Origin of the sequence: Mesorhizobium sp. M7A.F.Ca.MR.148.00.0.0 (assembly GCF_003997735.1) — a bacterium.
Taxonomy (GTDB): domain Bacteria; phylum Pseudomonadota; class Alphaproteobacteria; order Rhizobiales; family Rhizobiaceae; genus Mesorhizobium.
The window spans coordinates 26,723-52,954 of the sequence record NZ_RZTB01000033.1 but is presented as its reverse complement, the minus strand read 5'-3'; the positions used below and the strand labels follow the sequence as shown (position 1 = coordinate 52,954).

Sequence of the window (26,232 nt, the reverse complement as noted above, 5' to 3'; positions counted from 1 at the left end):
CGACGACCGCGCCATCCTCGTCGCGCACAAACACGGCAAGCGCCTTCCTTTCGGAAGCGCCGACATCACCGTCGTTGAACGCCGCCAGCCTTTCGGCGAGAAAGGTAAGGTCTTCCGGCAAGGGATTTGCCGTCGTTTCCAGTGTCGTGTTCATCGCTTTTCCGGGTAGTGTCCCAGTTTGATTTGGGCGTTTACCCCTGCCTCAACCACCAGTCTGACGCCCAAAATCCTAAGCCGAGCACAATCAATGTAACCGGCCAATAAGCAATCGCCCAAGTAAAGCCGATGATCGCCGCCCACAGGAAGCCCCCTCCGTGGCGTTCTCCCAGGAAAACTTGGAGGATAAGCAACCCCGCGAATAATAGGCCGAGCCATCCAAGAATGAGAACTTTAACCTTCAGGACACGCTCCTCCCTTCCTTTCCACGAGGTATAGGCGGTTTCGCCTGCGCCTCAAACGCGACCGACGATCTTCTGAATTCAAACTGAGACATTACCCTTTCCGGGATGGGCTACGTATCCGGATCACCGCCATTGCGAAACTCTGATGCGGCAATGCCGTAGCGCTTGAGCTTGTCATAAAAGGTCTTGCGCGGCACGCCCAGAGCATCAATGGCGCCGCGCACGTCGCCGCCATGATCGCGCAATGCGTCGCGGATGAGTTGTGCCTCGTATTGGCCGACCCGCTCGGGCAGTGTTGCCTCTGGCTCCGGCACGTGCGCGGAGACCGCCCTCACCTCATCCTCCGGACCGAGGCCGAGCGCGACGCGATCGGCAAAATGGGCAAGCTCGCGCACATTGCCTGGCCAGTCATGCGACTGGAGATGATCGCTGACCGCAGCGTTCATCTTCGCGACAGGCCGGCCGAACCGTTCTGCCGCCTTGCCCAGGAAATGCCCAAACAGCATCGGGATATCGCCGCGACGCTCGCGCAGCGGCGGGATGCGCAGCGTCACCACGTTAAGGCGAAAATACAGATCCTCGCGAAAATCACCGCGTTGGTCCGACCGCCCGAGATCGACCTTGGTCGCGGCGACGACCCTGAGATCGATGCGCCTGATATCGTTCGAGCCAAGTGGAGTGAGGCTGCGTGTTTCGAGCACGCGCAGCAGCTTGACCTGGAGCGCCGGCGGCATGGATTCGATCTCGTCGAGAAACAGCGTGCCGCCGCTGGAATGCTCGATGCTGCCGATCCGCCGCCGCTGCGCGCCGGTGAACGCGCCCGCCTCATGGCCAAACAACTCGCTCTCGATGACCGTCTCCGGCAGCGCACCGCAATTCAGTGCCACGAAGGGTTTTGCGCGCCGTCGCCCCCATCTGTGCAGGAGGTCCGCCACCACTTCCTTGCCGGTTCCCGTTTCTCCCTCGACCAGCACATCGACGTTCATGTCGGCAATCTGGCGCAACGTCTCGCGCAGTCGCTTGATGGCAGGAGCCTCGCCGATCAGCGGCAGGCCGTCAGTGGCGAGGGCCGCGGCTTCGCGCAGCCGCCGGTTCTCCATCACCAGCCGTCGCTTCTCACTCGCCCGTTTCAGCGCCTCGACAAGGCGGTCGCCGGCATAGGGTTTCGAGATGAAATCGTAGACACCGTCCTTGAGCGCGGCCACTGCGAGATCGACGTCGCCATGGCCGGTGACCAGGATCACGGGTATGTCCGGGTCGATCGCCTTGATGCGATCGAACAGCTGCAGCCCGTTCATGCCCGGCATGCGGATGTCGCTGACCACCACGCCTTCAAAGGTCCTGTCGACAACGGCAAGCGCTGCCTCGGCGGCGTTGCGCGCGACCACAGCGAAGCCGGCAAGCTCGAGCAATTGCGTTGTGGCGTGCAGCAGGTCCGCATCGTCGTCGACGAGCGCCACCAGCCCTGATCCCTCAATCATTCAATTCGCCTCAAATCGATGGTGAAGGATGCGCCGATGCCATTGCCGGGATCGAGCCGCAGCGTGCCGCCCAATTCCTGGGCGATCTCCTGCGAGATCACCAGCCCGAGGCCAAGCCCCTTCTCCTTGGTGGTCTGGAACGGCATGAACAGATTGCCGGCTGCTTCCGGGCCGAGACCTGGGCCGTTGTCGCGCACCGAAATCAGCACCCTGTCGTCGTGCTCGGCAAGTTGGATCTCTATGCGGGGATCGGGCTGGTCCTTCATGGCATCCAGCGCATTCTGCAACAGATTGACCAGGATCTGTTCCAGCCGGATGCGGCTGGCCATGACCACCGGCGAGGCATTGCCGCGCGGCTTGACGATGGTCACGCCGGAATCACGGATGCGGCCCGACAGCAGCGACAGCGCGCCATCAATTGCCTCGCGCACCGGCAGCGGCGAAGCGGCAACCCCGGGTCGACGGGCGAAAGTACGCAAGGTGCCGGTGATCGCGCCGATGCGCTCGGTCATCGACACGATCGACGTCAGATTGCCGCTGGCCGGTTCGGTTTTGCCGGTTCCGAGAAAGCGGCCCGCATTCTCGGCATAGGTGCGGATAGCGGCGACCGGCTGGTTGATCTCGTGCGCCACGCCGGCGGCGATTTGGCCGAGGATGGAAAGCCGGTTGGCCTGGGCGAGGTCGTCGCGCAGCCGGCGCACCTTGGCTTCAGCATTCTCGCGCTCGGCGATTTCACCGGCAAGTGCGGTGTTGGAGCGGGTCAACTCGGCCGTTCGCGTGCTGACTCGGCTCTCCAGTTCGGCATTCATCCGCGCCAGCGCCTCCTGCCTCAGCCGTCGTGCGCGCTGGCGGCGGGTAAGCACGAAGGCAAGCAAGCCCATCAGCAGAAGCCCAAGCAGCGTGGTCAGGCGCGCCGTGTTGGCGGCCGATGAAAGAGCAGCGTCGGCGGGAGTGAGCAGCCAGAGACGCCAGCCAGGAACAGCAGCGGGCAAATCCTGCACCACCTCGACGAACTGGCGCGGTTTTCCCGCGTTGTCGATCGTCGCCAGGCCGTCACCAGCGCCGCGCCGGATCGGCAGCGGCTCGAAGCCTGCATCGGCCAATTGGAGCTGCTCGTGGGCTGCGGCGGTGTCCTCGGCCGACAGTGGCGCCAGCGCACGGAACCGCCAGTCGGGCTGGCTGGTAGCCAGCACCACGCCGCGTTCATCAGTGATGAACACAAGGAAACCGCTGGAACGCCAATTGGCTTCGACGCCGTCGAGTTCGACCTTCAGCACCGCAACGCCAAGCGGCTTGCCGCCATCGTCGACGCGGCTGGCAAGGTACAGCCCCGGTCTGCCGCTGATTGTGCCGAGGCCATATTGGCTGGCAGCACCCTTGCTCATCGCTTCCTGGAAATAGTGCCGAAAATTGTAGTCGATGCCGACAAAGCTCGCCGGTTCGTCAGCATTGCTGGCTGATATGGCGATGCCTGCCGTATCGATGATGTAGATGGCGGATGCCGAGGCATCGCCGGCAATCGACTTGAGCTTGTCGTTGAGGGCCTTTTCTTTCATTTTTCCGGCCCGGCGCAGAGCGCCGCGCACCGCGTCGTCTCGGGCCAACACCAGTGGAACCAGGCGCTGCTTTTCGATTTCGCCGGTCAGGGTTCCCGCCGCCAGCGGCAGTGCGGCGAGTGCCGTCTCGCGCAGATTGTCGGCCGCCTGGCCGGAGGCGATGCGCCCGGCAATGGCGATCACGCCGGCCAGAAAGGCAAGAGCGACGACCACGGCAACCCATCGGCCATCGCGCAGCCGCGCCACGGCCTCGCGCAGCAATTCACGGCCGGCAAATCCAGGGAATCCGCTATCGGTGCCTGCTTGCGGCGTCTGCCCTCTCCCCTTTGCTCGCGGCTCCCCTTTGCTCGCGGCTTTTCGGCCAGTGTAATGCGAAAATCCGCCCAGGCAAACACTGCCTGTGCGGAAATCCGCACAGGCTTTGGCCGCATGACGTCAGACAAAGGCGGAAATCCCGTGGTTCCGGCCTTTCCGCGAACTGGCACAGCGCTTGCAAAACTCCCTGGCAGCGGCGTGCGACCGGAGCGCCGCGATGGGAGAAGTCACGCAGGGCGCTCGCCCCATCCGGCCAGGGAGAGTTCGATGCACATCGCAGACCAATCAGGCGCGCTTGCCGCGCAGCGCAAGCCTTTCTATGCCCAACTCTACGTGCAGGTGCTCGTCGCGATCACCGTCGGCATCCTGCTCGGCCATTTCTATCCGTCGGTCGGCGAGAGCATGAAGCCGCTCGGCGACGCCTTTATCAAGCTGGTCAAGATGATCATCGCCCCGGTCATTTTCCTGACCGTGACGACGGGCATTGCCGGCATGAGCGACCTGCAGAAGGTCGGGCGTGTCGCCGGCAAGGCGATGCTCTACTTCCTCACGTTCTCGACGCTGGCGCTGATCATCGGCCTTGTGGTCGCCAATGTCGTGCAGCCGGGCGCCGGCTTCAACATCGACCCGGCGACGCTCGACGCCTCGACCATCAGCAATTACGCCGCCAAGGCGCACGACCAGTCGGTCACCGGCTTCCTGATGAACATCATCCCGTCGACCATCGTCGGCGCCTTCGCCGACGGCGACATCCTGCAGGTGCTGTTCTTCTCGGTGCTGTTCGGCATCGCGCTGGCGTTGGTCGGCGACAAGGGCACGCCCGTGCTCAATTTCCTGCAGGCGCTGACGACACCGATCTTCAAGCTGGTCAGCGTGCTGATGAAGGCGGCCCCCATTGGTGCCTTCGGCGCGATGGCCTTCACCATCGGCAAATACGGCATCGGCGCGGTGATCAATCTCGCTATGCTGGTCGGCACCTTCTACGTGACGTCGTTCCTGTTCGTGTTCGTCGTGCTTGGCGCGGTCTGCCGCTACAACGGGTTCTCCATCCTGTCGCTGATCCGCTATATCAAGGAAGAGCTGCTTTTGGTGCTGGGCACCTCCTCATCGGAAGCCGCCCTGCCCTCGCTGATGGAAAAGATGGAGAAGGCCGGCGCTAAGCGCTCGGTCGTCGGCCTGGTCATCCCGACCGGCTATTCCTTCAACCTCGACGGCACCAACATCTACATGACCTTGGCGGCGCTGTTCATCGCACAGGCGACCAACATCCACCTGTCGATGGGTGACCAGATCCTGCTGCTGCTGGTGGCCATGCTTTCCTCCAAGGGTGCCGCCGGCATCACCGGGGCAGGCTTCATCACCCTTGCGGCGACGCTTTCGGTGGTTCCGGCGGTGCCGGTCGCTGGCATGGCGCTGATCCTCGGCGTCGACCGCTTCATGTCGGAGTGCCGGGCGTTGACCAACTTCGTCGGCAATGCTGTCGCCACGCTGGTGGTGGCGCGCTGGGAAGGCGAACTCGACGAGGCCAAGCTGGCCAGAGCGCTGGCGGGCACGGCCGACGATAGCCTGCCGGCGGACGTTGTTCCCGCCGAGTAATGACGCGCGGTCAATGCGTAAAAGGCCGGAGGCGTGCTGCCTCTGGCCTTTGTCATGCAGATAGCAACGTCAGACCGTGCCGATCTTGCTCAGCGGCGTGTCCGGAAACGTGCTTGGGCCGACAGGCATGCGGGCTGCCAAAGTGCCCCCGTCGTCGAACAGCACAAGGCTGGCGGCGCCGACGAGCCCGGCATGGCGGCCAAGCTGGGCCTGAACGACCGGCACGTCGCGATAGGCGCGCATGGCCCGTTGCCTGATGGTCGCCTCGATGGTCGGCAGCATCAGATCGAGCCCATTGGCGATGCCGCCGCCGACGACCAGCACATCGGGCGAATAGAGATGCAGGAGATTGGTGAAGCCAACGCCCAGCCAGCGCGCTTCCTCCTCCAGCAAGGCCGAGGCAAGAGCGTCCTGCAGCCGTGCCGCCTCGACGACATGGCGGCCGGTCACCTCCGCGTCCGCTGACAAGCGTCGCAAGGTAGAGCCGTCTCCGGCTGCCGTGGCGGCGCTGGCGCGGCGGCCAAGTGCCGTTCCCGAGGCGATGGCCTCGAAGCAGCCAACGACACCGCATACGCAGCGCTCGCCTTCATTGGTGATGGTCATGTGACCGATCTCGGCTGCAAGGCCACGGCGGCCATGCAGGATGCGCCCGTCGACGACGACACCGCCGCCGATGCCGGTCGAAACCGTGACAAAGACCAGCGAGCGAGCGCCATGGCCGGCGCCGAAGCGCCATTCGCCGAGCGCCGCGGCATTGGCGTCGTTCTCCAGCCGCACCGGCAGGCCGAGCCGCCGTTCCAGGATGTCGGCAAGCGGCACGTCCAGCCAGCCGGCGAGCGTCGGCGGGCCGACGGCGATGCCGGCCAGCGGATCGAGCGGCCCCGGTGCACCGACGCCGACGCCGACGATCGAAAGTGCCGGGGCCTCGGCATGGACTGTCGCCGCCAACGCCTCGATCTGGCCGATCACCACATCGGGACCGGCCTGCGCCTGCGTCGGCACCGCCGCGAATGCCAGGATCTTGCCGTCGCGGTCGACCAAGGCGGCGCGAAGCTCCGTCCCGCCAAGATCGATCGCAAGGGCGGCTTCTGATGTCATGCCGCGACCTTCAAGCCGTGCAGCCAGCCGATGCGGCCGGCGAGGTCCTTGTCACCGAAGGCGAGCGAACCGAGAACCACGGTTTCGGCCCCGGCGGCACGCAGCAACGGCACGGTCTCGTGGCGGATGCCGCCATCGGCCGCCAGAACCACTTGCGCCCCGCGGCCGGCCTCTCTCAGGATGGCGCGGGCAGCGCCCAGCCTGTCGCAGGCCTTGTCCGACAGGCTCTGTCCCTTGACGCCGATTGCGGTTCCAAGAAGCGTCACGAAGGCGACTTCCGGGACGAAGGCCGTCACTGCTTCCACAGGCGTCTCCAGCCTGAGTACGACGCCGGCCTCGGCGCCGAGCTCCCGCGCCAGCCGCACGGCGCGCAATCCGGCTTCGCCATTCTCGGCATGGACGCTGATCATGTCGGCGCCGGCTTCGATGAACTGGCGCGTCTGCGCCTCGACGATTGCTTCATCGACCATCAGGTGGACATGGATGGGTTTCGCCGTCAGCCCCGCAATGCGGGCGACGAGATCGGGGAAGAACAGGAAGGATGGTGCGAAATGACCGTCCGCCACATCGATATGATGAAGATCGACATAGGGCTCGATGCGCTTCAAGTCGTTTTCGAAATTGGCGAGATTGGCCGACCAGAGCGAGAGTTCGGCGATCATCCGGTCGCGCGGCAATGCGGCGATGGCGGCCGGGCCTGAGAGAGGTTTCGAGATCATGACTGGTCCTGGTTGTTGAAATTCATGTCGAGAAAGTCCGCGATGGCGGCGCGAATTTCGGCGAAATGGCACTCCTTGTCGGTGGCCTTCGGCATCACCTCGGCAAAGGTCGCATTGGGGATGGCGTCGGCGAGGCTGCGGGCGGCGGCCAGCGGATGGACGAGATCGATGCCGCTGCCGATGACGAGCGTAGGGAACGCAAGGCCAGCGGCGGCTGCCCGCGTCACGCCAGGTCCATCCTCTGCGATCGCCTGCATCACCTCGGCGAAGACGGGCGCGTTTTCGCGCGCGAAGAAGCCGAGCAGGGAAGCAAGATTGTCCGGCGCTTCGGTGCGAAAGCGGGCGGCCGTCGCGGACGCCGCGAAGATATCTCGCGCCTCCGATAAAGGACGGCTGAGGATGAGCTCCGCCACTTCCACGTAAGGGCGCATGTTTTGCGGCGCCGCATCGAAAGCCCAGGCAGGGCGCACAAGCACGAGACCGGCGACCCGGTCCGGGTGCCGGGCGGCAAGCTGCAAGGCAATGGCCGCACCCATCGAGATGCCGCCGGCGACGAAACGGTCGAGGCCGGCCGCATCCGCGGCGGCCAGCACATCATCGGCGAACATCGCGATCGAAAACGGGCGCTTGCTACCGGCGCCGGAACCGCCCTGCGCTCGGCATTCGACGGTCAGCCGACGGTATGAAGGACCATCGGGAAAGTTCTGCGCGACCTGCGCTGCGTCACCGCCGAGGCCATGCTGGAAGACGACGGGAAGCCTGCCCTGCCCCGTGTCGAAGACACGAAGCGCTGCATCGTCGCGAAGCAGGATCGTCGGGGCGGCGCCCATCAGAGGAGCCTTCGCAGAAAGGCGGCGACATCGGGGGCTTCGTCGGCGGACAGGCCGTGGGTGACAAGCGGTCCGTCGAAGCCCGCTGCCTTTAGCCGTGCAACAAAATCCGGAAAATCGACAATGCCTTGTCCTGATGTGGCAAAGCGACCGTCACCATGACGGTCCTTGGCATGCGCCATGGCGATGTGGCCGGCGGCCTCGTCGATCGCGGCGGCAACGATAGCGCGCGCCTCGCCGGGCGTGGCGTGTTCGAACAGGTTTGCCGGATCGAGCACGATCTTCAGATGCTTCGATCCCATCTCGGCGATCAGCCGGGTCGCATCCCTGGCCGAGGTGACGATGTTGGCCTGCTCAGGCTCGATGCCGAGATCGACACCGGCACCTTCGGCCAGCGCCAGCGCCTTCGCCATCTCGGCGGCCATGTCGGACCAGGCGGCCGGATCGGCATTGTCGGGATGATAGGCCCACTGATCGGCGGCGTTGCGCGAGCCGGTGCAGAGCGTGACCAGCGGGATGCCGAGGGCAGCAGCAGCCTCGATGACAACGGCGAGGCGCCTGAGGCCGTCGTCGCGCACGGCTTTGTCGGGATGCGCCATGTTGTAGGTGCCCGACAGTGCTGCGAGTGAAACGCCGTTCGACTGCGCGGCGGCACAGACGGAGGCGATGGCGTCCGCCGGCAAAGCATCCGGCATCGACGGCAGGCCGGCACAGGCCAGATTGAACTGCGTCGTCTCATAGCCAGCTTGCCGCACCGCAGCCAGCACGGCGGCCGGATCGGTGCCGGCAAAGGTCTTGGCGAAAATGCCGAGACGCATCACACCGCCCCCGACACCGAGGCGAGTTCGACACGCTCGCCTGATACCACCGAACGCGCGATAGCGACCATGGCGCGGATCGAGGCGATGCCGTCCTCGACATTGGCGCCACGCATCGGCGTGCCGTTCAGCACCGTGTCGGCAAGGCCTTCCAGCTGGCGGCGGAAGAAATGGCCATCGGCGCCGAGCGGCTTGTGGGCGGTGGCGGTTTTCTCGTGAAATATCTCCACCTCGCTGGCGCGGAAGTACCAAGGGTTGAATGTCCTGGCGATAACGGAGCCGTTCTCGCCATAGAGCTGAAAACCTTCGTGCCAGTCCATGCGCACGGCAACCGTCAGGTCGAGATGGCCGAGCGCGCCGCTGGCGAACTCGGTTTCGACGAACCAGCAATAGGCGCCGAATTTCTCATTGAGGCGGGCGCGCACGGCGACGATATCGCCGCACAGGAAACGCGCCGTGTCGACGAGATGCGAGCCATGCGCCAGCATGAAGTATTGCCTGAGATCGGCCTTGGGATTTCCCGCTGGCTTCCTCGCGAGCTTGCTGGTGACGGGCAGCGGCTGCACCGCATCGGTGTTGGTGTAGCGATGGGTGGAATCGCAGTACCAGGCCTTCAGCGCCAGCACTTCGCCGATCTCGTCGCGAACGAAGTCGCGCGCGGTCTCCAGTGCCGGATCGAAGCGCTTCATGTGGCCGACCTGCAGGATCTTGCCCGAGCGCCTGACCGCTTCGGCCAGCGCCTCGCCCTCCTCGACCGAGGTGCCGATCGGCTTTTCACAGAGAACATGCTTGCCGGCGTTGAGCGCCCTGATCGACATCGGCACGTGATAGGCGTCCGATGTGGCGACGATCACCGCTTCCAGCTCAGGGTCGGCGAGCATTGCCTCATAGTCGGAATACATCTTCTGCGGCTCGTAGGTCGCGCCCATGCGCGCAAGCAGATCGGGTGCCGCATCGCAGATGGCGTAAAGGTCGGCATTGCCGGCCTTGACGCAGGATTCCAGATGCGCGAACTGCGCGATGGGGCCGCAGCCGAGCACGCCGACCCTGAGGCGTCTGTCCTGTTTCTTGATCATCGTCTCGTTCTTCAGGCGCCGTAGCTGCGCATAGTCTGGCGGTTGGTCTTGACCGCGCCGGCAGGATCGGCGGCGGCCGTTTCGGATTCTTCCTCCAGCACCAGCCAGCCGTTGAAGCGCGGTGCGGTGTTGGCGATCTCGATGACCGCCGGGGTGTCGCAGATGCCCTTGCCGAGCATGGCCCAGGTACCGTTGGCATCGACGTCCTTGAGGTGGATGTAGCGGATGCGATCACGGTAGGTGCGCAGCGTATCGGACATGTCCTTGTGGCCGCGCAGGATATGGCCGGTATCCGGCACCCAGCCGACCAGGTCGGGGTCGAGCAAGGCAAAGATCGTGTCGTAATCGGCGCGGTCGAACAGCAGCGTGTTGTGGTGGGAGCTAGGATGCAGGGCAACCTGGACGCCGGCCTTGCGTCCGATCTCGCCGGCCTTGTTGTAAACCTCGGCGGCGATGGCGAACTTATCCTCGCGCGGGCCGTCGGACACCACCGTGGCCGAGCCCATCGATACCAGCGCATTCGGGAAGGCGGCGGCGAAATCGATCCAGCGCTTGGCGGTTTCGAGGTCGGCGCCGATCTCCTCCTTCAGCGTAAAACCACTGTTCGAGCCAAAGGCGAAGGAAACCAGCGTCAGCCCCGACGCCTTCAGCGCGGCGGCGAACTCCTCCGGCTTGTCGCCATAATGTCCGATCATGGTGTCGGTGATCTCGATGCCGGCATAGCCACCATCGGCGATCGCCTTCAGCAGATCGTCAGGGCCGCCGGTGAACCGGTCTCCCAGCATTTCCCAGGTGAAGGTCTGGCAGCCGACTTTGAGGTCTTTCACGTTCATCCTTTCATTCCTTGATATCGCCTATTGCTTGATGCCACCCTGAGTCGCCGTGGGATGGACATCCTACTTGACCGAGCCCGCGGTCATGCCGGCGAGGAAGTACCTCTGGGCAACGAGGTAGATGAGCAAGAGCGGTAGCGAGCCGAGCACACTCATTGCCATCATCTGGTTCCATTCGAAGGCGTGCTGCCCCATCAACAGCTGGATGCCGATCGGGACGGTGCGCATGGACGTCGACTTCGTCAGTGTCAGCGCAAAGAGAAATTCGTTCCAGCACAACAGGAAGGTGTAGACCGACGTCGCCACGATACCAGGCAGTGAAATCGGGACGATCACCCGCCAAAGCGCTGTCCAACTGGTGCCGCCATCGACGGCTACGGCTTCATCGAGATCGCGGGGCAAGGTGTTCAGATATCCCGTCATCAGCAGGATCGCGTAGGGCAGCGTAAACACCAGATAAGTCAGGATCAGTGCGACGTAGGTGTCGAAGATGCCGTATGAGACGACGAGCCCGAAGAAGGGGATCAAAAGTGTGATCGGCGGAATCGTCTGCGTGCTGATGATGATTGTGTTCAGGATGCCCTTGCCGCGGAAGTTGAAGCGGCTGAACCCGTAGGCCGCCAGCAGGGCGATCAGCACCGTCAGCACAGTCACCGCTCCCGCCACGAAATAGCTGTTGAAGAAGAAGCGCAGCTTTACCGGGTCGCCAAGGATGGCTGCATACGCTTCCAGCGTAAACGCCTTTGGCAGGATGGTTGGTGGCAGGGCAAAGATTTCGGTATTCGATTTGAACGAGCTGCTCAGCATCCAGTAGATCGGGAATGCCGCGAAAAAGAGCCCCGCTGCAAGCGCTACATGGAGCGCGACGGTGATCAGCCTGTCTTTCGGCGTATGCCTTTTCCTCATGGTGACTACCGAGCCTTTTGATAGCGAATATAGAACAGCGTCAGGCCGAGAGAGATCAACAAGATGACCACAGCGCTCGCCGAAGCCTGCGACAGGTTGTAGCTCGAAAACGCCAGCTTGTAGGTGTAGGTGCTGAGGACCTCGGTCGAGTAGATCGGGCCACCGCCCGTCGTTATCCAGATCAACGGGAAGACCTGCATGGTCCAGATGAAGTCAAGCAGCGAGATGCTGATGATGATCGGCATCAGCTGCGGAATGGTGATGAAGATCAGCTTCTGGTAGGCTTTCGCCCCGTCGATATCGGCAGCCTCGTAGAAATCCTTGGGAATGCCCTGCAAACCCGCGAGCAGGCTGACCATGAAGAGCGGATAGCCCGCCCAGATGTTGGCAAAGGTGACGGCGTGCAGCGCGGTCTCAGGCGAGGAAAACCATTCGACCTTGGAACCGATGATGCCGATTTGCATGAGAATGCTATTCACGACACCGTTCGGCTCAAGCAGCAGGCGCCAGATCACGGCGATAATCACCGCGGTGAACAGCCAAGGCAGTATGTAGAGCACGCGCAGAATATTGCGCAGCGTCGGATTGATGCGGTCGCTGTTCAGCATGAGCGCGAAGGCCATGCCGATGGTCATGTGGAAAATGACACTCATGCATGTGAAGTAGAGCGTGTGCCACAGCGAAGCCCAGAACACGGGGTCGTCGAAGATCGCCTGGTAGTGTTTCAGTCCGGCAAAGGATGGGTCACGACGCAGCACCGCGCTGTTCTGGAACGAGTAGCCAATCACCGTCACCATCGGCAGCAGCATCAGAAGCCCGATTATGAGCAACGAGGGCGACAGATAGAGGTAGGGTGCGACCGCTCGTTTGAGCTTATGGTGGGAACGCTTTTGCCGGGTCATGTGCCAACCTTGGGATACGCCTTCAAGAGAAGGTAAGCTTCAAAAACAGGTCCACTCAAATTGCCGATCCGTTGTTGCCGGGTGGCCTGCCCGAAGTCAGGCCACCCGGTCGAAGATAGCAAACGGGAACAGGCCGATCAGAATTTCGCCATCCAGCCCTTCTGAGCGGCGGCGGCTGCTTGTTCCGGAGACTGCTCGCCGGCGAGCATCTTTTGGGCTTGCACGTCGAACTGGGTCATCAGGTCTTCTGCCACCGGCAGGCCCGTGAACTCATTGGCGAGATAACCGGTCTTGAAGATTTCAAAAGCCTTGCCGAAAGCCTTGTCCGAGGTCACGAAATCGGGCTTGGCGTTGACGTTGCCTGGGAAGGCGTTTGCAAGCGACACGAGCTTGGCGTTCACCTTTTCACTCATCACATATTGGACGAGTTTCCAGGCCTCTTCCTGATGTTTCGAGGCAGCAGAGATGCCGATGCCCCAGGAGGCATAGGGAAGGCCGCGCTTGCCGGTATAGTTTTCCACGACCGGGACCGGGATGAGGTCGAAGTTCAGCTTGGGATTGCGCTTGCGGATGAGGTTCACATGCGCGAGCGAGTCGATCATCATCCCGACGCGGTTGTTGACGAACTCCTCGACCTTTTCCTGCTCGGTCTTGGTGGCGATGCCGGGCGAGATGGTTCCGGCGTCGTTGAGAGATTTGACGAAGGTGAGCATATCCACCACCGGTTTGCCCTCAAGGTCCGGCTTGCCGTTCGCCATCATCGACTGACCCGAAGCCCAAACCCACGACATCATGTCGTTCTGGACGCCGGATGGCGTTTGCAGCGACAGGGGCAGTACCCAGCCATACTGGTTCTTGTCGGCGATCGTCATCTTCTTGGCGGCTTCGAGAAACTCCGCACGGGTCGACGGCAGCTTGGTCACGCCTGCCTGGGCGGCGAGGTCCAAATTCACGAAGACCGGATAGACGAAAGAAGCCACGGGAAACATCACCGCCTTGCCGTCCACCTTGACGATGTCCGCGACCTGGCTCTTGTCGAAACCGCTCGCATCCATCATCGGATTCATGTCGGCGAGTGCGCTCTGCGCATTCAGATTGTTCACCCAGGCACCGTCGAGACCGACGACGTCGCTGAGCGTTCCGGTTGCAGCACCAACCGAGATCTGGTCTCGCGTGGTCGCGTAGGGGCCGCTGACCAGCGTCACTTTGATTCCGGGATTTGCGGCCTCGAAGTCATCCATGATTGCCCTGAGCGAGCCGGCCGGCAATTCGGGCTCCCACCATTGGGTGAATTCCAGCGTCGTATCCGCCATGGCGCCGGTTGCGCCGAGCAACCATGCGGCCGCGGCTATTTTCAGCATCGCGAGTTTAATACGAAACGTCATTCTCTCCTCCTTCTTTATATTCGCCCGCACAATGCGGCCGATCGTCTGGTTATTCAGAAGTCTTCTTACGCAGGCGCCTCACCCTCACCCGCGGGTCTTCGCTGATACTCAGATTGCCAGATGCGTCTCCGGGTCGAAGTAATGGAGCTTGGTATCATCCAGGGCCAACCTGATTTCAGAGCCGGAACGGACTTTGCTGGTCGGTTCGAATTTCGCCACCGCATTCGACGCCAGGCCGAAATCCTGCACCGCGTCAGGGTCGCCGGAGTCCACCCGGACCGCGTCGATGTCGAGATGGACGATTTGTTCGGATCCAAGTTCTTCGATCGAGGTCACCTTTGCCGGTATCGTCTGATACTTGCGGCCGGATTCGAGGCTGCTGTCATAGAGATCCTCCGGTCGTATGCCGAACACGACCTTGCGCCCCGCATACGACTTCAAGCCCGGCCTGCGCACGAAGGCTGCATCCTGCAGCCGGATGGCCAGGGCGCCGGACATCAGTTCGTCGCCCGTCAGGGTCGCCTCGAAAAGGTTCATCGAAGGAGACCCGATGAAGCCGGCAACGAAGGCGTTCACCGGCGATTCATAGAGTCTCTTGGGTGTGTCGACCTGCTGCAGCACGCCGCCTTTCAACACCGCGACCCTGTCGCCCATCGTCATGGCTTCGGTTTGGTCGTGGGTCACATATATGGTCGTTACGCCGAGCTGCTTTTGCAGACTGGTGATTTCGGCGCGCATTTGAACACGCAGTTTCGCATCCAGATTGGAAAGCGGTTCGTCCATGAGAAAGGCTGCCGGCTCGCGCACCATGGCGCGGCCCATGGCAACCCTTTGACGCTGCCCGCCTGAAAGGTTCGCGGGTTTGCTGTCCAGCAGAGACGTCAGTTGAAGGGTTTTGGCGATCTCGTCCACGCGCTTTTTGCGCTCGGCCTTCGGCTTGCCTGCCAGCCGCATCGAAAAGCCGATGTTTTCGAACACCGTCATATGCGGGTAGAGGGCGTAGCTCTGGAAGACCATCGCGATGTCGCGGTCCTTGGGCGGCATGTCGACGACGTCGACACCGCCGATCCGAAGGCTGCCGCTGGTGACGTCCTCCAATCCCGCGATCATCCGCAACGCGGTGGATTTGCCACAGCCGGACGGCCCGACGAGAATCAAGAACTCACCGTCCTTAACCGACAGGTTCAATTGGTCGATTGCGTGAAAATTGTTCCCGTATGTCTTGCAGATATTCTCAAGAACGACTTCTGCCATATTCCTCCCTCCACAAGTCTAAGCCACTGATTTTTATGATTGTCCTCGGCTTACGTTCACCTGCGAAATTTTTCCTCGGATAGCTAGGCTATGTTCCGGTATCGAGCCGCGCATATTTCAGTTCGACTGCCGACGGCGCGTTTGTCGATGCCAGGAGTTGCTTGACCTGGTCGTCGGTCGGAAGCGCCTCGCGCCCGCCCCGCCCCGTTATCGAAAGGGCCGCCGCCGCGGCCGCGAATGCGACCCGGCCTGCGGTGTCGATCCCGCGCGTCAATGCAAGGGCATAGGCGCCATGAAAGCAGTCACCGGCGCCGGTCGAGTCGACGACGGCAACCCGGTGCGGAGGCAGGTGCCAGAGCCCTGTCTCGTCGCGTCCGCGATAGAAGACGCCCCTGCCGCCATCCGTCAGAACCACGGCGGACCGCGACGGCAACCACAATGCATCGAGTATCTCGGCCGGCGACTGGCGGCCGGTGGCGGTCCGCGCGAAGCCGAGCGGAAGAATGAGATGGTCGCAGAGCCCGATCAGTCTCTCGGTGGCCGGGCCGTGGCTCCATTCGACATCGCCGAGGATCGCAAGGCCGAGATCGCGAGCCCGAGCCACGACATCCAGCGACCCGATCCCGTAACTGTCGACGATCAGGACTGTCGCGCGGCTGAGAACCTCGTCCGGAAAGTCCGGCGCGGTGCCCAGCATCGCTTCGTCGTCATACGCGATGAATCGCTCCCCATCCGAACCGACGGTGATCCGCGAGCGCACCGGGCGCGCGTGCGGGTGGCGCGGCGCGAACGAAGTTTCAACGCCGCTCGCAACGAGATCGCACAATACGGCGTCGTCGGCGGCACTGCCCAGCCATCCGACGAACCCGGCGGTTCCGCCGAGACGCGCGACGGCGGCAAGTGCCGTCGCGACATTTCCCCCGAAAGCTCGGGCACTTTGCAGAACCTTCCCCTTGCCCGCCGACAACGGCTGATCGACATAGACGATGTCGTCGATCGCAATAGCTCCGAAGCCGAGGATTGAAGGGACGGCGGGCATGGTTCAGGCACCCGCCTTCGCCAGGGCGTCTTGCGCCGAAAGGCCGTCATGGATGACGCCCCGAAAGGCGATCGCTGCCTTTTCCGGATCGCCGTGCCCCCAGAGATTGCGGCCCACCACGGCACCGCGCGCGCCGGCACGGATGGCGTCCGCCGTCTGCTGAAGGGCGCCGAGCAGCGTGTCGGTCTTCGGACCACCAGCGATCACAACCGGCACCGGGCAGGTCCGAACGGTCTCTCGGAACGACTCGAAATCGCCCGTGTAACCGATCTTGATCACATCGACGCCGGACTCGTAGCCGATGCGTGCCGCATAGGCGATCTCGTCGGGGGTGAAGACGATTTTTGCCCCGTTGGTGAAATCGCGAGGGTAGATATGCGCCACCACCGGCATGCCGTAACGGGCCGCCGCGTTCACCGAATCGGTCAGCCAGCGTATGTATTTGCCCTCGGTCGCGCCGCGCACCGGAATGGCCACGGCCAACGCATCGGCGCCAGCGCGCACCGCATCCTCGGGCGTTGCAATCAGTTCACTGATGCGATCGTCCGGGGTGAAGCAGCCGGCCTGGATCACCAGGCAAGCCTTGCCCGCGTATTGCGGCCACAGATGACGCGCGGTGCCGGGCTGGATGCTGACGTAGTCGGGTTTGCCTACCATGACGCGTGCAAGGGCGCCCGGCAGATCGGCAAGACCTCCTTTGCGCACGTCGCCATAGCCGACAAAGTGGTCGACCGCGCCGCCAAAAAGATTCCCCGATGGATGTGAGAAGAGGCGCGCCAAGCGCACCTTGGTTCCGAGGCTCATGAGTCCAAAATTCTCCAATCGATTGATTTCAAAATCCTGCACCCAGTGTTTGCGAAAGAAAAGACAAATGCAATCTTTCGAAAGCTTTCGAATTTGCATATTTTTGGTAGAGTGAACCGAGGCCAGGTGATTGCTTGGCGGATGGAGGCAAGGACAGTGCAATGTTGTCAGAGCAGAGACGCCAATCGATCCTGGGTGAAGTGCAACGCAGCGGACAGGTTCGCATCAAGGACCTGTCAGACGATTTTGGCGTGTCGGAAGTCACGGTGCGCTCCGACCTCGAGATACTGGACCGTAAGGGACTGCTGACCAAGACCCGCGGAGGCGCGGTGACCCGGACCACGGATTCGACCACGGCCGCGTTCGCCCGGCGGATGCAAACGAACCTCGATGCAAAGAAACGCATTGCCCGGGCAGCGGTAGAATTGTTCGAGGACAACCAATCGGTCATCTTCGACGGCGGCTCGACATTGATGCAGGTTGCCATGCTGTTACCGCCGCTCAGCAATGTCGTGGTCGCGGCCACGGCGATGAATATCGTGCAGCATCTGATGCATCGGCCCGGGCTCGACGTTCACATGATCGGCGGCCGGGTCTATCCAGACACGGTGAGCACACTGATCACCGATGCCGACACGGCTCTCGGCGGCTTGGTAGCGCATCAGGTCTTTGTTGGAGCGCATGCGATTGACTCGTCACTGGATGTGGTCGACGTGAACGAAGACATGGCGCGAACGAAGCGAAACCTCGTGCGCATGGCCCGGCGCGTTGTCCTCCTTGCGGATTCGAGCAAATGGGGCGTCAGCGGGACCTCCAAGGCCTTTTCGCTGTCGAGCGTCGATGTCGTGATCACCGACGATGGCCTGTCGGGTCCGATACGCAGCCAGCTTGATAGGACCGGGGCCAAGGTGATCTATGCCTGACCCCGTCGCGGTCCCTGGCCGCGGCGGAAATATCCGATGCGCACATGACCCACGGGATCCGCATCGGCGGTCGGCCGTTTTTTCATGTCGGTCATTTTCTCCTCCCAGGACCGGCAGCCTCCCGATATCGCGCCAGCATTTTCGCATGTTGTATAAAAATTTTACGCGCGTCAATATTTAAAATGCTGTATTGCCCTTTGCGAAGGCGATCCGTTACCTCTGGGCGGATCCGGCAGACGATGACTGCGTTGGGAGGTACGATCGAAAATGCACGGGATATCAACGACCAAACTCGGAATTGGCGTCATCGGATGCGGCAATATCTCGATGACCTATCTGCGCAATGCCGGGCTTTTTGGCGGGATCGAATTGCGCGCCTGTGCCGATATTTCGGCCGACATGGCAGCAGTGCGAGCGAAGGAATATGGTATCCAGGCACTCGGCGTCGACGCGTTGCTGGCCGACCCGGAGATCGATCTTGTCCTCAACTTGACCATTCCGGCGGCGCATTTCGATATTTCGTTTGCCGCGCTTTCGGCCGGCAAGCACGTCTTCACCGAAAAGCCGCTCGCCACCTCGGCCGCCGACGGACAACGCCTGGTCAACGAGGCGCGGTCGCGCGGCCTGCTGCTCGGCTCGGCGCCCGACACGTTCCTCGGTGCTGCCGGGCGCCGTGCGCGCCGGTTGATGGATAACGGCGCCATCGGCCGTCCGGTCCCCGGCACCGCCTTCATGATGGGCCGCGGCATGGAGCACTGGCACCCCAACCCGCAATTCTACTACCAGCCAGGCGGTGGCCCCGTGTTCGACATGGGTCCGTACTATCTGACCATGCTGGTCAATCTGCTCGGCCCGGTCGAGCGCGTCATGGCAATGGCGACACGCGGCCAGGAAGAAAGGCTGATATCAGCCGATGGGCCATTCAAGAACACCACATTCAAGGTCGGCACGCCAACCAACGTTTTGTCGCTGCTTGAATTCCGCTCCGGCGCGACCGTCACCTTCGGCGCCTCGTGGGATGTCTTTCGCCACTCCAACCATCCGGTCGAACTGCACGGCACGGAGGGCTCGCTGCGCCTGCCCGATCCCGACACGTTCGGCGGCACAGTGTCGCTGTCGGAGCGCGGCACCGACTGGCAGGATTTCGCCAGCGAGGGCGAACTCTACGGCGCCCGCAACTGGCCTTACGCGGCACCCGATCGCGCCAACTACCGTATGCTCGGCGTCGCCGATCTGGTGCGCTCGCTTCAAACCGGCAACACCCCACGGGCCTCCGGCAGCCTCGCGCTGCATGTACTGGAGATCATGGAGGCTATCCTGCGCTCCGGTGAAACACAGGGATCAGTCGCCATCGCGGGCGATGTCGTGCAGCCGGCCCTGCTGACCGAGGAAGAGGCGAGCAGCCTGCTGGCCTGAGGACATGACCATGACGCTCGATCCGGATGCGCTGCGCGTCCTCGAAATTGGTCGTGCAGCCGGCGGCGAGCCATTCGAGACCGGCAGCGTGGCGGCGGCGCGAACTGCCTACAACGCCTCGTTCCCGACGTTACAGGGTGAGCACGAGCCGGTCGCTGCGACCCAGGAACGGCAGATCGACGGGACGAATGGGCCTATAGCGCTCCGCATCCATCGCGGCATCGGCGCACCGCAAAGCGGGGCACCGGCGCTGCTCTACCTGCATGGCGGCGGCGGCTGGGTCATCGGCAACCTCGATTCGCATGACGAGATCTGCCGCCTGATGGCCAATCTCGGCGGCGCCGTCATTGTCTGTCCCGATTATCGCCTGGCGCCAGAGCACAAATTTCCCGCCGGGCTCGAGGATTGCCTGGCGACACTGCGCTTCATAGCGGAGAATGCCGCCGGTCTCGGCATCGACATCAGACGCATCGGCGTTGCCGGCGACAGCGCCGGCGGCAATCTCGCCACGGTGCTGACGCTGCTTGCCCGCGATGGGCTTGCGCCTCCGCTTGCGGCGCAACTCCTGATCTATCCCAACACCGACGCGCGGCAGGCATCGAATAGCTACCAGCGTTTCGGCGACGGCTTCGGGCTCACCGCAACCACCATGGCATGGTTCCGCGACCACTATGTGCGAACGCCCGAGGACATCATGGACTGGCGCGTCTCGCCCTTGCTGGCGCCTGACCTCGCCCGCGTTGCGCCGACCTTTGTAGCGCTTGCCGGCTGCGACATCCTCGCCGACGAAGGGGCAGCCTATGCGGCGCGCCTGCAAGCCGCGGGCGCTCCGCTCATCCTGCGGCAATGGCCGGGCCAGATCCACGGCTTCGTCTCAATGGGACGCCATATTCCCGCTGCCCGGCAAGCGGTGGCCGAGGCGGTGGCTGCCTGGCGCCAGTTCGAGAAAAGCTGACGCCGGTCGCTCAGGCTGACTGACGCATCACCAGGGTGGCGCCGAGCTTGACGGTGCGCGCCATGTCCTGCTTCGGCGGATCGGCCTCGTCCAGCAAGGCCAGCAGGATCTCGACACTGCGGCCGGCCATGGCGGCGAAATCCTGCGCCATGGTGGTCAGCGCCGGGCAGGTGTAGCGGCTCAGCGGATGATCGTCGTGTGCTGCAACCCGCAGATCGCAATCGGGCCTGCGGCCGACCTTCAGGCCGCGCGAGTACGCAGCCGCCATCACGCCAAAGGCGAGACGATCATTGGCGCACAGGATGGTGCGGCCGGGCAAGGCGCCGGCCTGCAGCATTTTTTCCGTCTGCTCGTAGCCGATGCGTTCGAAGTCCCAGGTGTAATCGCGGGTGCCTTCGATGACGACCGGCTTGAACCCGGCGGTCTCCATCGCGACGTTGTAGCTTTCCTGGCGTTCGCCGGAGTTGTGGTTGACGTGTGGGATGCCGAGATAGACCGGCGGCTCACCCGAACGGCAGAGATAGTCGACGATGGTCGAGACGCTCTGCCGGTTGTCGTTGCCGACGAACGGCGTATCGCCCTCGATATAGGTGTCGAAATAGACAATCGGAATATCCTGCCCGAGCTTGTCGAAGACGCCGCGGTCGGAAGCCAGACCCAGTGGGGCGATGATCGCGCCGGCGACCTTCAGGGACAGCAGCGTCCTGACCGACTCCGCCTCCAGTTTCGGCGAACCATGTGAGGAGATGACGATCGGCCAGTAGCCTTCGTCGCGGCAGCGAAATTCGATGCGGCTGACCATCTCGGCGTAGAACGGATCGGTGATCGTCGGCACGACGATGCCGATGTTGCGGGTGCGCTTGCGGTTGAGATTTCGGGCGAAAAGGTTGGGCTGATAGTCCGAGGAGCGCAGGGCGGCTTCGATGCGCGCCCGCGTCGCCGGCTTCACGCTCGCCGGATCGTCGAAATATTTGGACAGCGTCGGCCGGGACACGCCGCATGCCTGGGCGAAGTCATCCATCGTGCGGTGCGTCTTCTCCGCCATCGATATATTCCTGATCCCCTGCCATGATCGGCCGGCCCCCAGTCATGCGGCCGTTGACCGGATGCGACAATCCTGGATGGAACTTATTCAGTCAATTTTCACAGTTACCAATAGAACCCAGAAATATTGCATGCGTCAAATTATTCGTTAACGTTTCAAAACTGAGGCGGCTCGCCGCCGTTTTTTCCCGCCAAACGCTTTCGGATAGCGCTGTTTCGTCGACTTGATCGTCAGTTCGACGATCGAGGGATAGGCTGCAGAAGCTTGCCGCTCGCTCTCGGCTCCGGGCCTGCTTGCCAAATGCCGCCATGCCGCCCATACAGCTGGGCAATTGCCCACCCCGTCCGCGCCTCACCTGCCAGGGATACTCTCCAATGTCCGCGACGCCGTGGTCAAAGCCGTGACGGACCACTCCATGCCATCGCTTGCCGGCCTGGGCTGGACGGATTTTTTTGGCGACCAGCTCGAACCCGGCGACGCCGATCTTGTCCCGACACGGATCGCCACCGTCCACCGCGATCGCCTTACCGGCTTGTCCCAGGCCGGGCCGGTCGATCTGACGCTGCCGGCGCAGGCGAACACCGGCGACTATGCGGTCGGCGACTGGGTACTGGTCGATGGGCATGAACACCTTGTGCAGCGCCGCCTGGTCCGCAAGACGGTGCTGGAGCGCCGCACCCAGGGCGGCAGGGTGCCGCAGCTTGCCGCGGCCAATGTCGACACGCTGTTCATCGTCACCTCGTGCAATGCCGACTTCAATCCCGCCCGGCTCGAGCGTTATCTGGCACTCGCCAATGAGGCCGGAACGACGCCAGTGATCCTGCTGACCAAAGCCGATACCGCTGAAGACGCCGAGACATATGCAAGGCAGGCTGCCGCGTTGCAGCGTGGATTGCCGGTCGTGACGCTGAACCCCCGGACATCGGATGCGGCAACCGTCCTGGCTGCCTGGTGCGGTGTCGGCCAGACGGTGGCGCTGATCGGCTCCTCCGGCGTCGGCAAATCGACGCTGGTCAACACGCTGGCCGGATCGGGGCAGCAATCGCCGCAGCAGACCGGAGGCATTCGCGAGCACGATGCCAAGGGACGCCACACCACCACGTCGCGATCGCTGCACGCCATTGCCGGCGGCGGCTGGGTGATCGACACGCCGGGAATGCGGACGCTGCAGGTCAGCGACGTCGCCTCCGGTATCGACACGCTGTTTGCCGAAATCACCGAGCTCGCGCCGCTGTGCAAGTTCCGCGACTGCACGCATGTGCATGAGCCGGGCTGCGCTGTGCAGGCTGCCTTGAAGGCCGGGACGCTCGATCCGGAGCGCCTTGCCCGCTGGCGAAAACTGTCCGACGAGAACCAGAACAACACGCCGGTTCAGAGCGGACCCCGCGGAGCCAAGTCTCCCGGCGGTCGCGGGAAGAGGCGTTGAACGGTTGGGGTTGATCTGGCCTCGGACTAGAGCCGCGCCGTCCCGAAAACCCGATCCCAGAACGCCGACGTCACACCGAAATTGGCCGCTTCGTCGATGTGGTGATGCACCGCGTGGCGACGCTTGAGCGTGTAGAGATAGCTCGGATGCGCGGGGTGCCAGTGATGGATCATGTGGTGGATGCTGATGTACCAGAGGTACCCCAGCATCAGCCCGCAGCTTACCGCGCTAGCGGTGGCGAAATCCGAGATCATCCATAGCGGCAGGAACGCGACCAGCGCATGCACCCCGAGGCTGAGCCAGGTCGGTGTGCCCACCGAACTGCGCTCCTCGACATGGTGACGGTCGTGCAGGTCCTTGATGTAGGGAATGTGGTGAAGAACGAACCTGTGCAGCACATACTCGATCAGCGTCCAGAGGCCGAGACAGGCGAGGACCGTGCCTATCCAGCCCGGCGCACCCTCTTCGCCGGCCTCGAGCAGCCCAGCCACTGCCAGCACGGCGATTACCAGCGGATACACGACGAAGTCGCTGTAGTAGCCAATAAGACCGAGTTGCATCGTCACCTAGCCTTCGAGCCGCCAAATAGGCGATGGTATCAGATTGCCGGACTCGCGGGTGAGGTGCAATGCAGCCGCGCCTGACATAGCGTCGCAATCCCCTGGTGCAAGGTTCGCGTCAACGATTCAAGGACCATCGGCAGGCTGCCAGCTTCGCAAACGGACATACAAAAATGGCAAAACGCAGTGCGGGATTGCTGATCTATCGCCGCAGCGACGACGATCTCAGGGTGTTGCTGGTTCACCCGGGCGGACCCTTCTGGGCGAAGAAGGACGATGGTGCCTGGTCGATACCGAAGGGCCTCGTCGGCGAGGACGAGGATGAGTTGACGGCAGCGCAACGCGAGACCGAGGAAGAGCTTGGCGTCAAGGTCGATGGATACTTCACTCGTCTCGGCGACTACAGGCAACCGGGAGGCAAGATCGTCTCGGCCTGGTCCGTCGAGGCGACCATCGACATCGATGTGACCTCCATCAAGAGCAACAGCTTCACCATGGAATGGCCGCCAAGGTCGGGATCCCTGAAGGAGTTCCCGGAGGTCGACAGAGCGGTCTGGTTCACCTTGCCCGAGGCCGAGGTGAAAATCCTCAAGGGGCAGCGCCCGATGCTTTTGGATCTTGCCAGGCAGCAAGGCGCGGGATGATCCGCAGCCCTCAATAAGGCAGGCCGACATAGTTCTCGGCGAGCGCGGTCGATGCGGCGCGCGAGTGCATGAGGTAGTCGAGTTCGGCCTCCTGGATGCGTTGGCCGAAATCGCCGGTGTCGGGAAAACGGTGCAGCATCGTCGTCATCCACCAGGAAAAGCGCACCGCCTTCCAGACCCGTGCCAGCGCCTTGCCGGAATAGGCATCGATGCCATCATGTGACTTCTCGACGTAGAAGTCGCGCAAACCTGCGAAGAGATAGCGCACGTCGCTGGCGGCGAGGTTGAGCCCTTTCGCCCCGGTCGGTGGTACGATATGGGCGGCGTCGCCAACCAGGAACATCCTGCCGAAGCGCATTGGCTCGGCAACGAAGGAGCGCAGCGGCGCGATCGATTTCTCGAAGGATGGGCCGGTGACGACATTTGCCGCCGTCTGCTCCGGCAAGCGGCGGCGCAACTCGTCCCAGAAGCGGTCGTCCGACCACGCCTCGACATGGTCGCCCTCCGGGCACTGCACATAGTAGCGGCTGCGATGCGTCGAGCGCATCGAGCACAGCGCAAAACCCCGCTCGTGATTGGCGTAGACCAGTTCGTGATCGGCCGGTGGTACTTCTGCCAGCACGCCGAGCCAGCCGAACGGATACTGCCGCTCGAAGATTTTTAGCGTACGCTCGGGCACCGATTTGCGGCTGACGCCATGATAGCCGTCGCAGCCGGCAACGAAGTCGCAGTCGATGCGATGCGTGACGCCATCCTTGTCATAGGTGGCGAAAGGCGCGGTGCCGTCGAAATCGTGCAGAGCGACATTTGCCGCCTCGTAGATCGTGGTCAGCCCTGCCGCGTCGCGCTTGTCCATCAAATCATGCGTCACCTCGGTCTGGCCATAGACGGTGACATGCCTGCCGTCGGTCAGCGCCTTGAGGTCGATGCGATGCAAGCGTCCGTCGAAGGCGAGCGAGATGCCGGAATGCGGCAGCCCTTCGGCATGCAGCCTTGCCGCCGCGCCGGCCTGTTCCAGCAATTCGACGGTGCCCTGTTCGAGCACCCCTGCCCGCACGCGGCCAAGCACGTGCTCGCGGCTTGCGCGTTCCAGAATGACCGTCTCGACGCCGATGCCGGCCAGCAGTTGCCCAAGCAGCAGGCCGGACGGTCCGGACCCGACAATGACTATTTGCGTGCGCATCAGTGGCCAAGACTTTCGACCTGTGCGGCCAGTTCGGCGGCAAGGCGCAGCGACGCCGCCGTTGCGACGACTATTTGCGGCAGCAATAGCCACTCCAGCGTCCAGGCAGCACCCGACCGCTCCTGCTCGTGCACGAGCGCGTGATGCAGGCCGGCAAGCTGCGTGGCGTTGAAACGGGCAAGCGCCACCAGCGCTTCGGCCTTCACCGGGTTCTGCTTGTGAGGCATGGTAGACGAGCCGCCACCGCCGGAAAGTTTGATCTCGGTTCCATCTTGCGCCATCAGAGCGATGTCCTGGCCGAATTTGCCGAGGCTGCCGGTCAGCAGCGATAACCAACCGGCAAAATCAGCGAGCGCGTCGCGCTGGTTCTGCCATTGCGGTGCGTCGCCAAGACCAAGCCTGACGGCCAGGGCTGCGCGCACCGCTTTCCCTTTGTCGCCTAGTTTTTCCAGTGTGCCGGCGGCACCGCCGAACTGCACCACCAGCAGGCATCTCGACTGTTCCGGCAGCTTTTCCTGATGCCGTTGCAGCGGCCCCTGCCACGCTGCCACACGATCCTGCACTTTGATCTGAATCGCCTTCTGCATACGCGTCATGCCGGTCAGCGCCCTGCTCCCAAAGCGCTCTTGGAGCGAGACGAGCCGCATGACTGTTTCGGTCAACAACAGATCAAGATGCTCGACGACGGATTTGAGCCGAAGCATCAGGCCGGTGTCGATGACATCCTGGCTGGTCGCACCGAAATGCACTTTCTGGCCATGCGGTTCGCCAACCGCCGCCCTGATCTGGCGCACCAGTTCCGGCACCATGACGCCGTCTTTGGCGACAGCGGCCCGCAGCAAGGCGGTGTCGGGCCGGAACGTGGCCAGCGCTGCCACGATAGCTGCCTCGGCATCTTTGGAGATTATCCCGTTATCGGCCTCCGCTTGCGACAACGCCTGTTCAAAGGCCAGCATGGCCTCGATTTCCGCCTCGACGGAAAAAAGCCTCGCCGCTTCTTCGTCGCCGAGAAGAGCGGAGAGCAGCGGATGGTCGAAAGGCGATACAGTCATGTCACAGGCCTCCTG

24 protein-coding genes and 1 pseudogene are annotated in these 26,232 nt (G+C 63.0%); 6 read left to right on the top strand and 19 right to left on the bottom strand.

What is annotated here, in order from left to right; all coding sequences use genetic code 11:
- The 3 genes and pseudogenes from EOB49_RS37675 to EOB49_RS15385 all read right to left on the bottom strand — a co-directional run.
- Nucleotides 1–154: pseudogene (locus EOB49_RS37675) on the bottom strand (GNAT family N-acetyltransferase); the annotation flags it as partial.
- A gap of 357 nt (nucleotides 155–511) precedes the next feature.
- A complete protein-coding gene (locus tag EOB49_RS15390; protein ID WP_127381463.1) occupies nucleotides 512–1,882 on the bottom strand; it encodes a sigma-54 dependent transcriptional regulator in 1,371 nt (456 codons plus the stop codon).
- The gene (locus EOB49_RS15385) at nucleotides 1,879–3,699 is read right to left on the bottom strand and encodes a sensor histidine kinase (protein ID WP_127381462.1); all 1,821 of its coding nucleotides are present in this window, start codon (nucleotides 3,697–3,699) and stop codon (nucleotides 1,879–1,881) included. The genes EOB49_RS15390 and EOB49_RS15385 overlap by 4 nt, the downstream gene beginning before the upstream one ends.
- A 321-nt stretch (nucleotides 3,700–4,020) precedes the next feature.
- Between EOB49_RS15385 and EOB49_RS15380 the strand changes: the two genes are divergently transcribed.
- A complete protein-coding gene (locus tag EOB49_RS15380) occupies nucleotides 4,021–5,349 on the top strand; it encodes a dicarboxylate/amino acid:cation symporter (protein ID WP_127327056.1) in 1,329 nt (442 codons plus the stop codon).
- A 69-nt stretch (nucleotides 5,350–5,418) separates the two neighbouring features.
- Here EOB49_RS15380 and EOB49_RS15375 read toward each other — a convergent pair whose 3' ends face one another.
- The 12 genes from EOB49_RS15375 to EOB49_RS15320 all read right to left on the bottom strand — a co-directional run bounded on the left by EOB49_RS15375 (nucleotide 5,419) and on the right by EOB49_RS15320 (nucleotide 17,013).
- Complete coding sequence (locus EOB49_RS15375) at nucleotides 5,419–6,447, bottom strand: ROK family protein (RefSeq protein ID WP_127381461.1); 1,029 nt, start codon at nucleotides 6,445–6,447, stop codon at nucleotides 5,419–5,421.
- Nucleotides 6,444–7,166 (bottom strand): ribulose-phosphate 3-epimerase, encoded by a 723-nt coding sequence (locus EOB49_RS15370; RefSeq protein WP_127381460.1) that lies wholly within the window; start codon nucleotides 7,164–7,166, stop codon nucleotides 6,444–6,446. Before EOB49_RS15370 ends, EOB49_RS15375 begins: the two co-directional genes overlap by 4 nt.
- On the bottom strand, nucleotides 7,163–7,996 hold the full coding sequence (locus EOB49_RS15365; RefSeq protein WP_127381459.1) for an alpha/beta hydrolase: 834 nt from the start codon (nucleotides 7,994–7,996) through the stop codon (nucleotides 7,163–7,165). Before EOB49_RS15365 ends, EOB49_RS15370 begins: the two co-directional genes overlap by 4 nt.
- Complete coding sequence (locus tag EOB49_RS15360; RefSeq protein ID WP_127381458.1) at nucleotides 7,996–8,814, bottom strand: sugar phosphate isomerase/epimerase; 819 nt, start codon at nucleotides 8,812–8,814, stop codon at nucleotides 7,996–7,998. Before EOB49_RS15360 ends, EOB49_RS15365 begins: the two co-directional genes overlap by 1 nt.
- On the bottom strand, nucleotides 8,814–9,890 hold the full coding sequence (locus EOB49_RS15355; RefSeq protein ID WP_127381457.1) for a Gfo/Idh/MocA family oxidoreductase: 1,077 nt from the start codon (nucleotides 9,888–9,890) through the stop codon (nucleotides 8,814–8,816). Before EOB49_RS15355 ends, EOB49_RS15360 begins: the two co-directional genes overlap by 1 nt.
- 11 nt (nucleotides 9,891–9,901) lie before the next feature.
- A complete protein-coding gene (locus EOB49_RS15350) occupies nucleotides 9,902–10,723 on the bottom strand; it encodes a sugar phosphate isomerase/epimerase (RefSeq protein ID WP_127327052.1) in 822 nt (273 codons plus the stop codon).
- Between the two features lie 63 nt (nucleotides 10,724–10,786).
- Nucleotides 10,787–11,629, bottom strand: coding sequence for a carbohydrate ABC transporter permease (locus EOB49_RS15345; protein WP_127266567.1), 843 nt, complete (start codon nucleotides 11,627–11,629; stop codon nucleotides 10,787–10,789).
- Nucleotides 11,630–11,634: 5 nt separating this feature from the next.
- The gene (locus tag EOB49_RS15340) at nucleotides 11,635–12,531 is read right to left on the bottom strand and encodes a sugar ABC transporter permease (RefSeq protein ID WP_023808791.1); all 897 of its coding nucleotides are present in this window, start codon (nucleotides 12,529–12,531) and stop codon (nucleotides 11,635–11,637) included.
- 137 nt (nucleotides 12,532–12,668) lie between these two features.
- Nucleotides 12,669–13,916, bottom strand: a complete 1,248-nt coding sequence (locus EOB49_RS15335) for a sugar ABC transporter substrate-binding protein (RefSeq protein WP_127381456.1) — start codon at nucleotides 13,914–13,916, stop codon at nucleotides 12,669–12,671.
- A 108-nt stretch (nucleotides 13,917–14,024) separates the two neighbouring features.
- Nucleotides 14,025–15,170 carry an ABC transporter ATP-binding protein gene (locus EOB49_RS15330; protein ID WP_127319222.1) on the bottom strand — a complete coding sequence of 382 codons (1,146 nt, stop codon included), beginning with the start codon at nucleotides 15,168–15,170 and terminating at the stop codon, nucleotides 14,025–14,027.
- A gap of 88 nt (nucleotides 15,171–15,258) precedes the next feature.
- Nucleotides 15,259–16,209, bottom strand: coding sequence for a PfkB family carbohydrate kinase (locus EOB49_RS15325; protein ID WP_127381455.1), 951 nt, complete (start codon nucleotides 16,207–16,209; stop codon nucleotides 15,259–15,261).
- Between the two features lie 3 nt (nucleotides 16,210–16,212).
- On the bottom strand, nucleotides 16,213–17,013 hold the full coding sequence (locus tag EOB49_RS15320) for a class I fructose-bisphosphate aldolase (RefSeq protein WP_127381454.1): 801 nt from the start codon (nucleotides 17,011–17,013) through the stop codon (nucleotides 16,213–16,215).
- A gap of 161 nt (nucleotides 17,014–17,174) precedes the next feature.
- On the opposite strand from EOB49_RS15320, the gene EOB49_RS15315 reads away from it, so the two are divergent.
- The 3 genes from EOB49_RS15315 to EOB49_RS15305 all read left to right on the top strand — a co-directional run bounded on the left by EOB49_RS15315 (nucleotide 17,175) and on the right by EOB49_RS15305 (nucleotide 20,307).
- Nucleotides 17,175–17,936, top strand: a complete 762-nt coding sequence (locus tag EOB49_RS15315; protein ID WP_127291316.1) for a DeoR/GlpR family DNA-binding transcription regulator — start codon at nucleotides 17,175–17,177, stop codon at nucleotides 17,934–17,936.
- A 267-nt stretch (nucleotides 17,937–18,203) separates the two neighbouring features.
- A complete protein-coding gene (locus EOB49_RS15310; protein ID WP_127381453.1) occupies nucleotides 18,204–19,352 on the top strand; it encodes a Gfo/Idh/MocA family oxidoreductase in 1,149 nt (382 codons plus the stop codon).
- A gap of 10 nt (nucleotides 19,353–19,362) precedes the next feature.
- The gene (locus EOB49_RS15305; protein ID WP_127381452.1) at nucleotides 19,363–20,307 is read left to right on the top strand and encodes an alpha/beta hydrolase; all 945 of its coding nucleotides are present in this window, start codon (nucleotides 19,363–19,365) and stop codon (nucleotides 20,305–20,307) included.
- A gap of 10 nt (nucleotides 20,308–20,317) precedes the next feature.
- On the opposite strand, the gene EOB49_RS15300 is transcribed toward EOB49_RS15305, so the two are convergent.
- Nucleotides 20,318–21,352 carry a LacI family DNA-binding transcriptional regulator gene (locus tag EOB49_RS15300; RefSeq protein WP_127381451.1) on the bottom strand — a complete coding sequence of 345 codons (1,035 nt, stop codon included), beginning with the start codon at nucleotides 21,350–21,352 and terminating at the stop codon, nucleotides 20,318–20,320.
- A 415-nt stretch (nucleotides 21,353–21,767) separates the two neighbouring features.
- Here EOB49_RS15300 and rsgA point away from each other — a divergent pair, with 415 nt between their 5' ends.
- Nucleotides 21,768–22,778 carry a ribosome small subunit-dependent GTPase A gene (gene rsgA / locus EOB49_RS15295; RefSeq protein ID WP_164781686.1) on the top strand — a complete coding sequence of 337 codons (1,011 nt, stop codon included), beginning with the start codon at nucleotides 21,768–21,770 and terminating at the stop codon, nucleotides 22,776–22,778.
- A 26-nt stretch (nucleotides 22,779–22,804) separates the two neighbouring features.
- Here the strand turns inward: rsgA and EOB49_RS15290 are convergent, their stop codons facing one another.
- Entirely contained in the window at nucleotides 22,805–23,338 is a 534-nt protein-coding gene (locus tag EOB49_RS15290; RefSeq protein WP_127381450.1) for a sterol desaturase family protein, read from the bottom strand.
- Nucleotides 23,339–23,511: 173 nt separating this feature from the next.
- Between EOB49_RS15290 and EOB49_RS15285 the strand changes: the two genes are divergently transcribed.
- On the top strand, nucleotides 23,512–23,982 hold the full coding sequence (locus EOB49_RS15285; RefSeq protein WP_127381449.1) for an NUDIX domain-containing protein: 471 nt from the start codon (nucleotides 23,512–23,514) through the stop codon (nucleotides 23,980–23,982).
- 10 nt (nucleotides 23,983–23,992) lie between these two features.
- Here the strand turns inward: EOB49_RS15285 and pobA are convergent, their stop codons facing one another.
- Complete coding sequence (pobA, locus tag EOB49_RS15280; protein ID WP_127381448.1) at nucleotides 23,993–25,165, bottom strand: 4-hydroxybenzoate 3-monooxygenase; 1,173 nt, start codon at nucleotides 25,163–25,165, stop codon at nucleotides 23,993–23,995.
- The gene (locus EOB49_RS15275) at nucleotides 25,165–26,217 is read right to left on the bottom strand and encodes a 3-carboxy-cis,cis-muconate cycloisomerase (protein WP_127381447.1); all 1,053 of its coding nucleotides are present in this window, start codon (nucleotides 26,215–26,217) and stop codon (nucleotides 25,165–25,167) included. Before EOB49_RS15275 ends, pobA begins: the two co-directional genes overlap by 1 nt.
- Nucleotides 26,218–26,232: the final 15 nt, after the last annotated feature.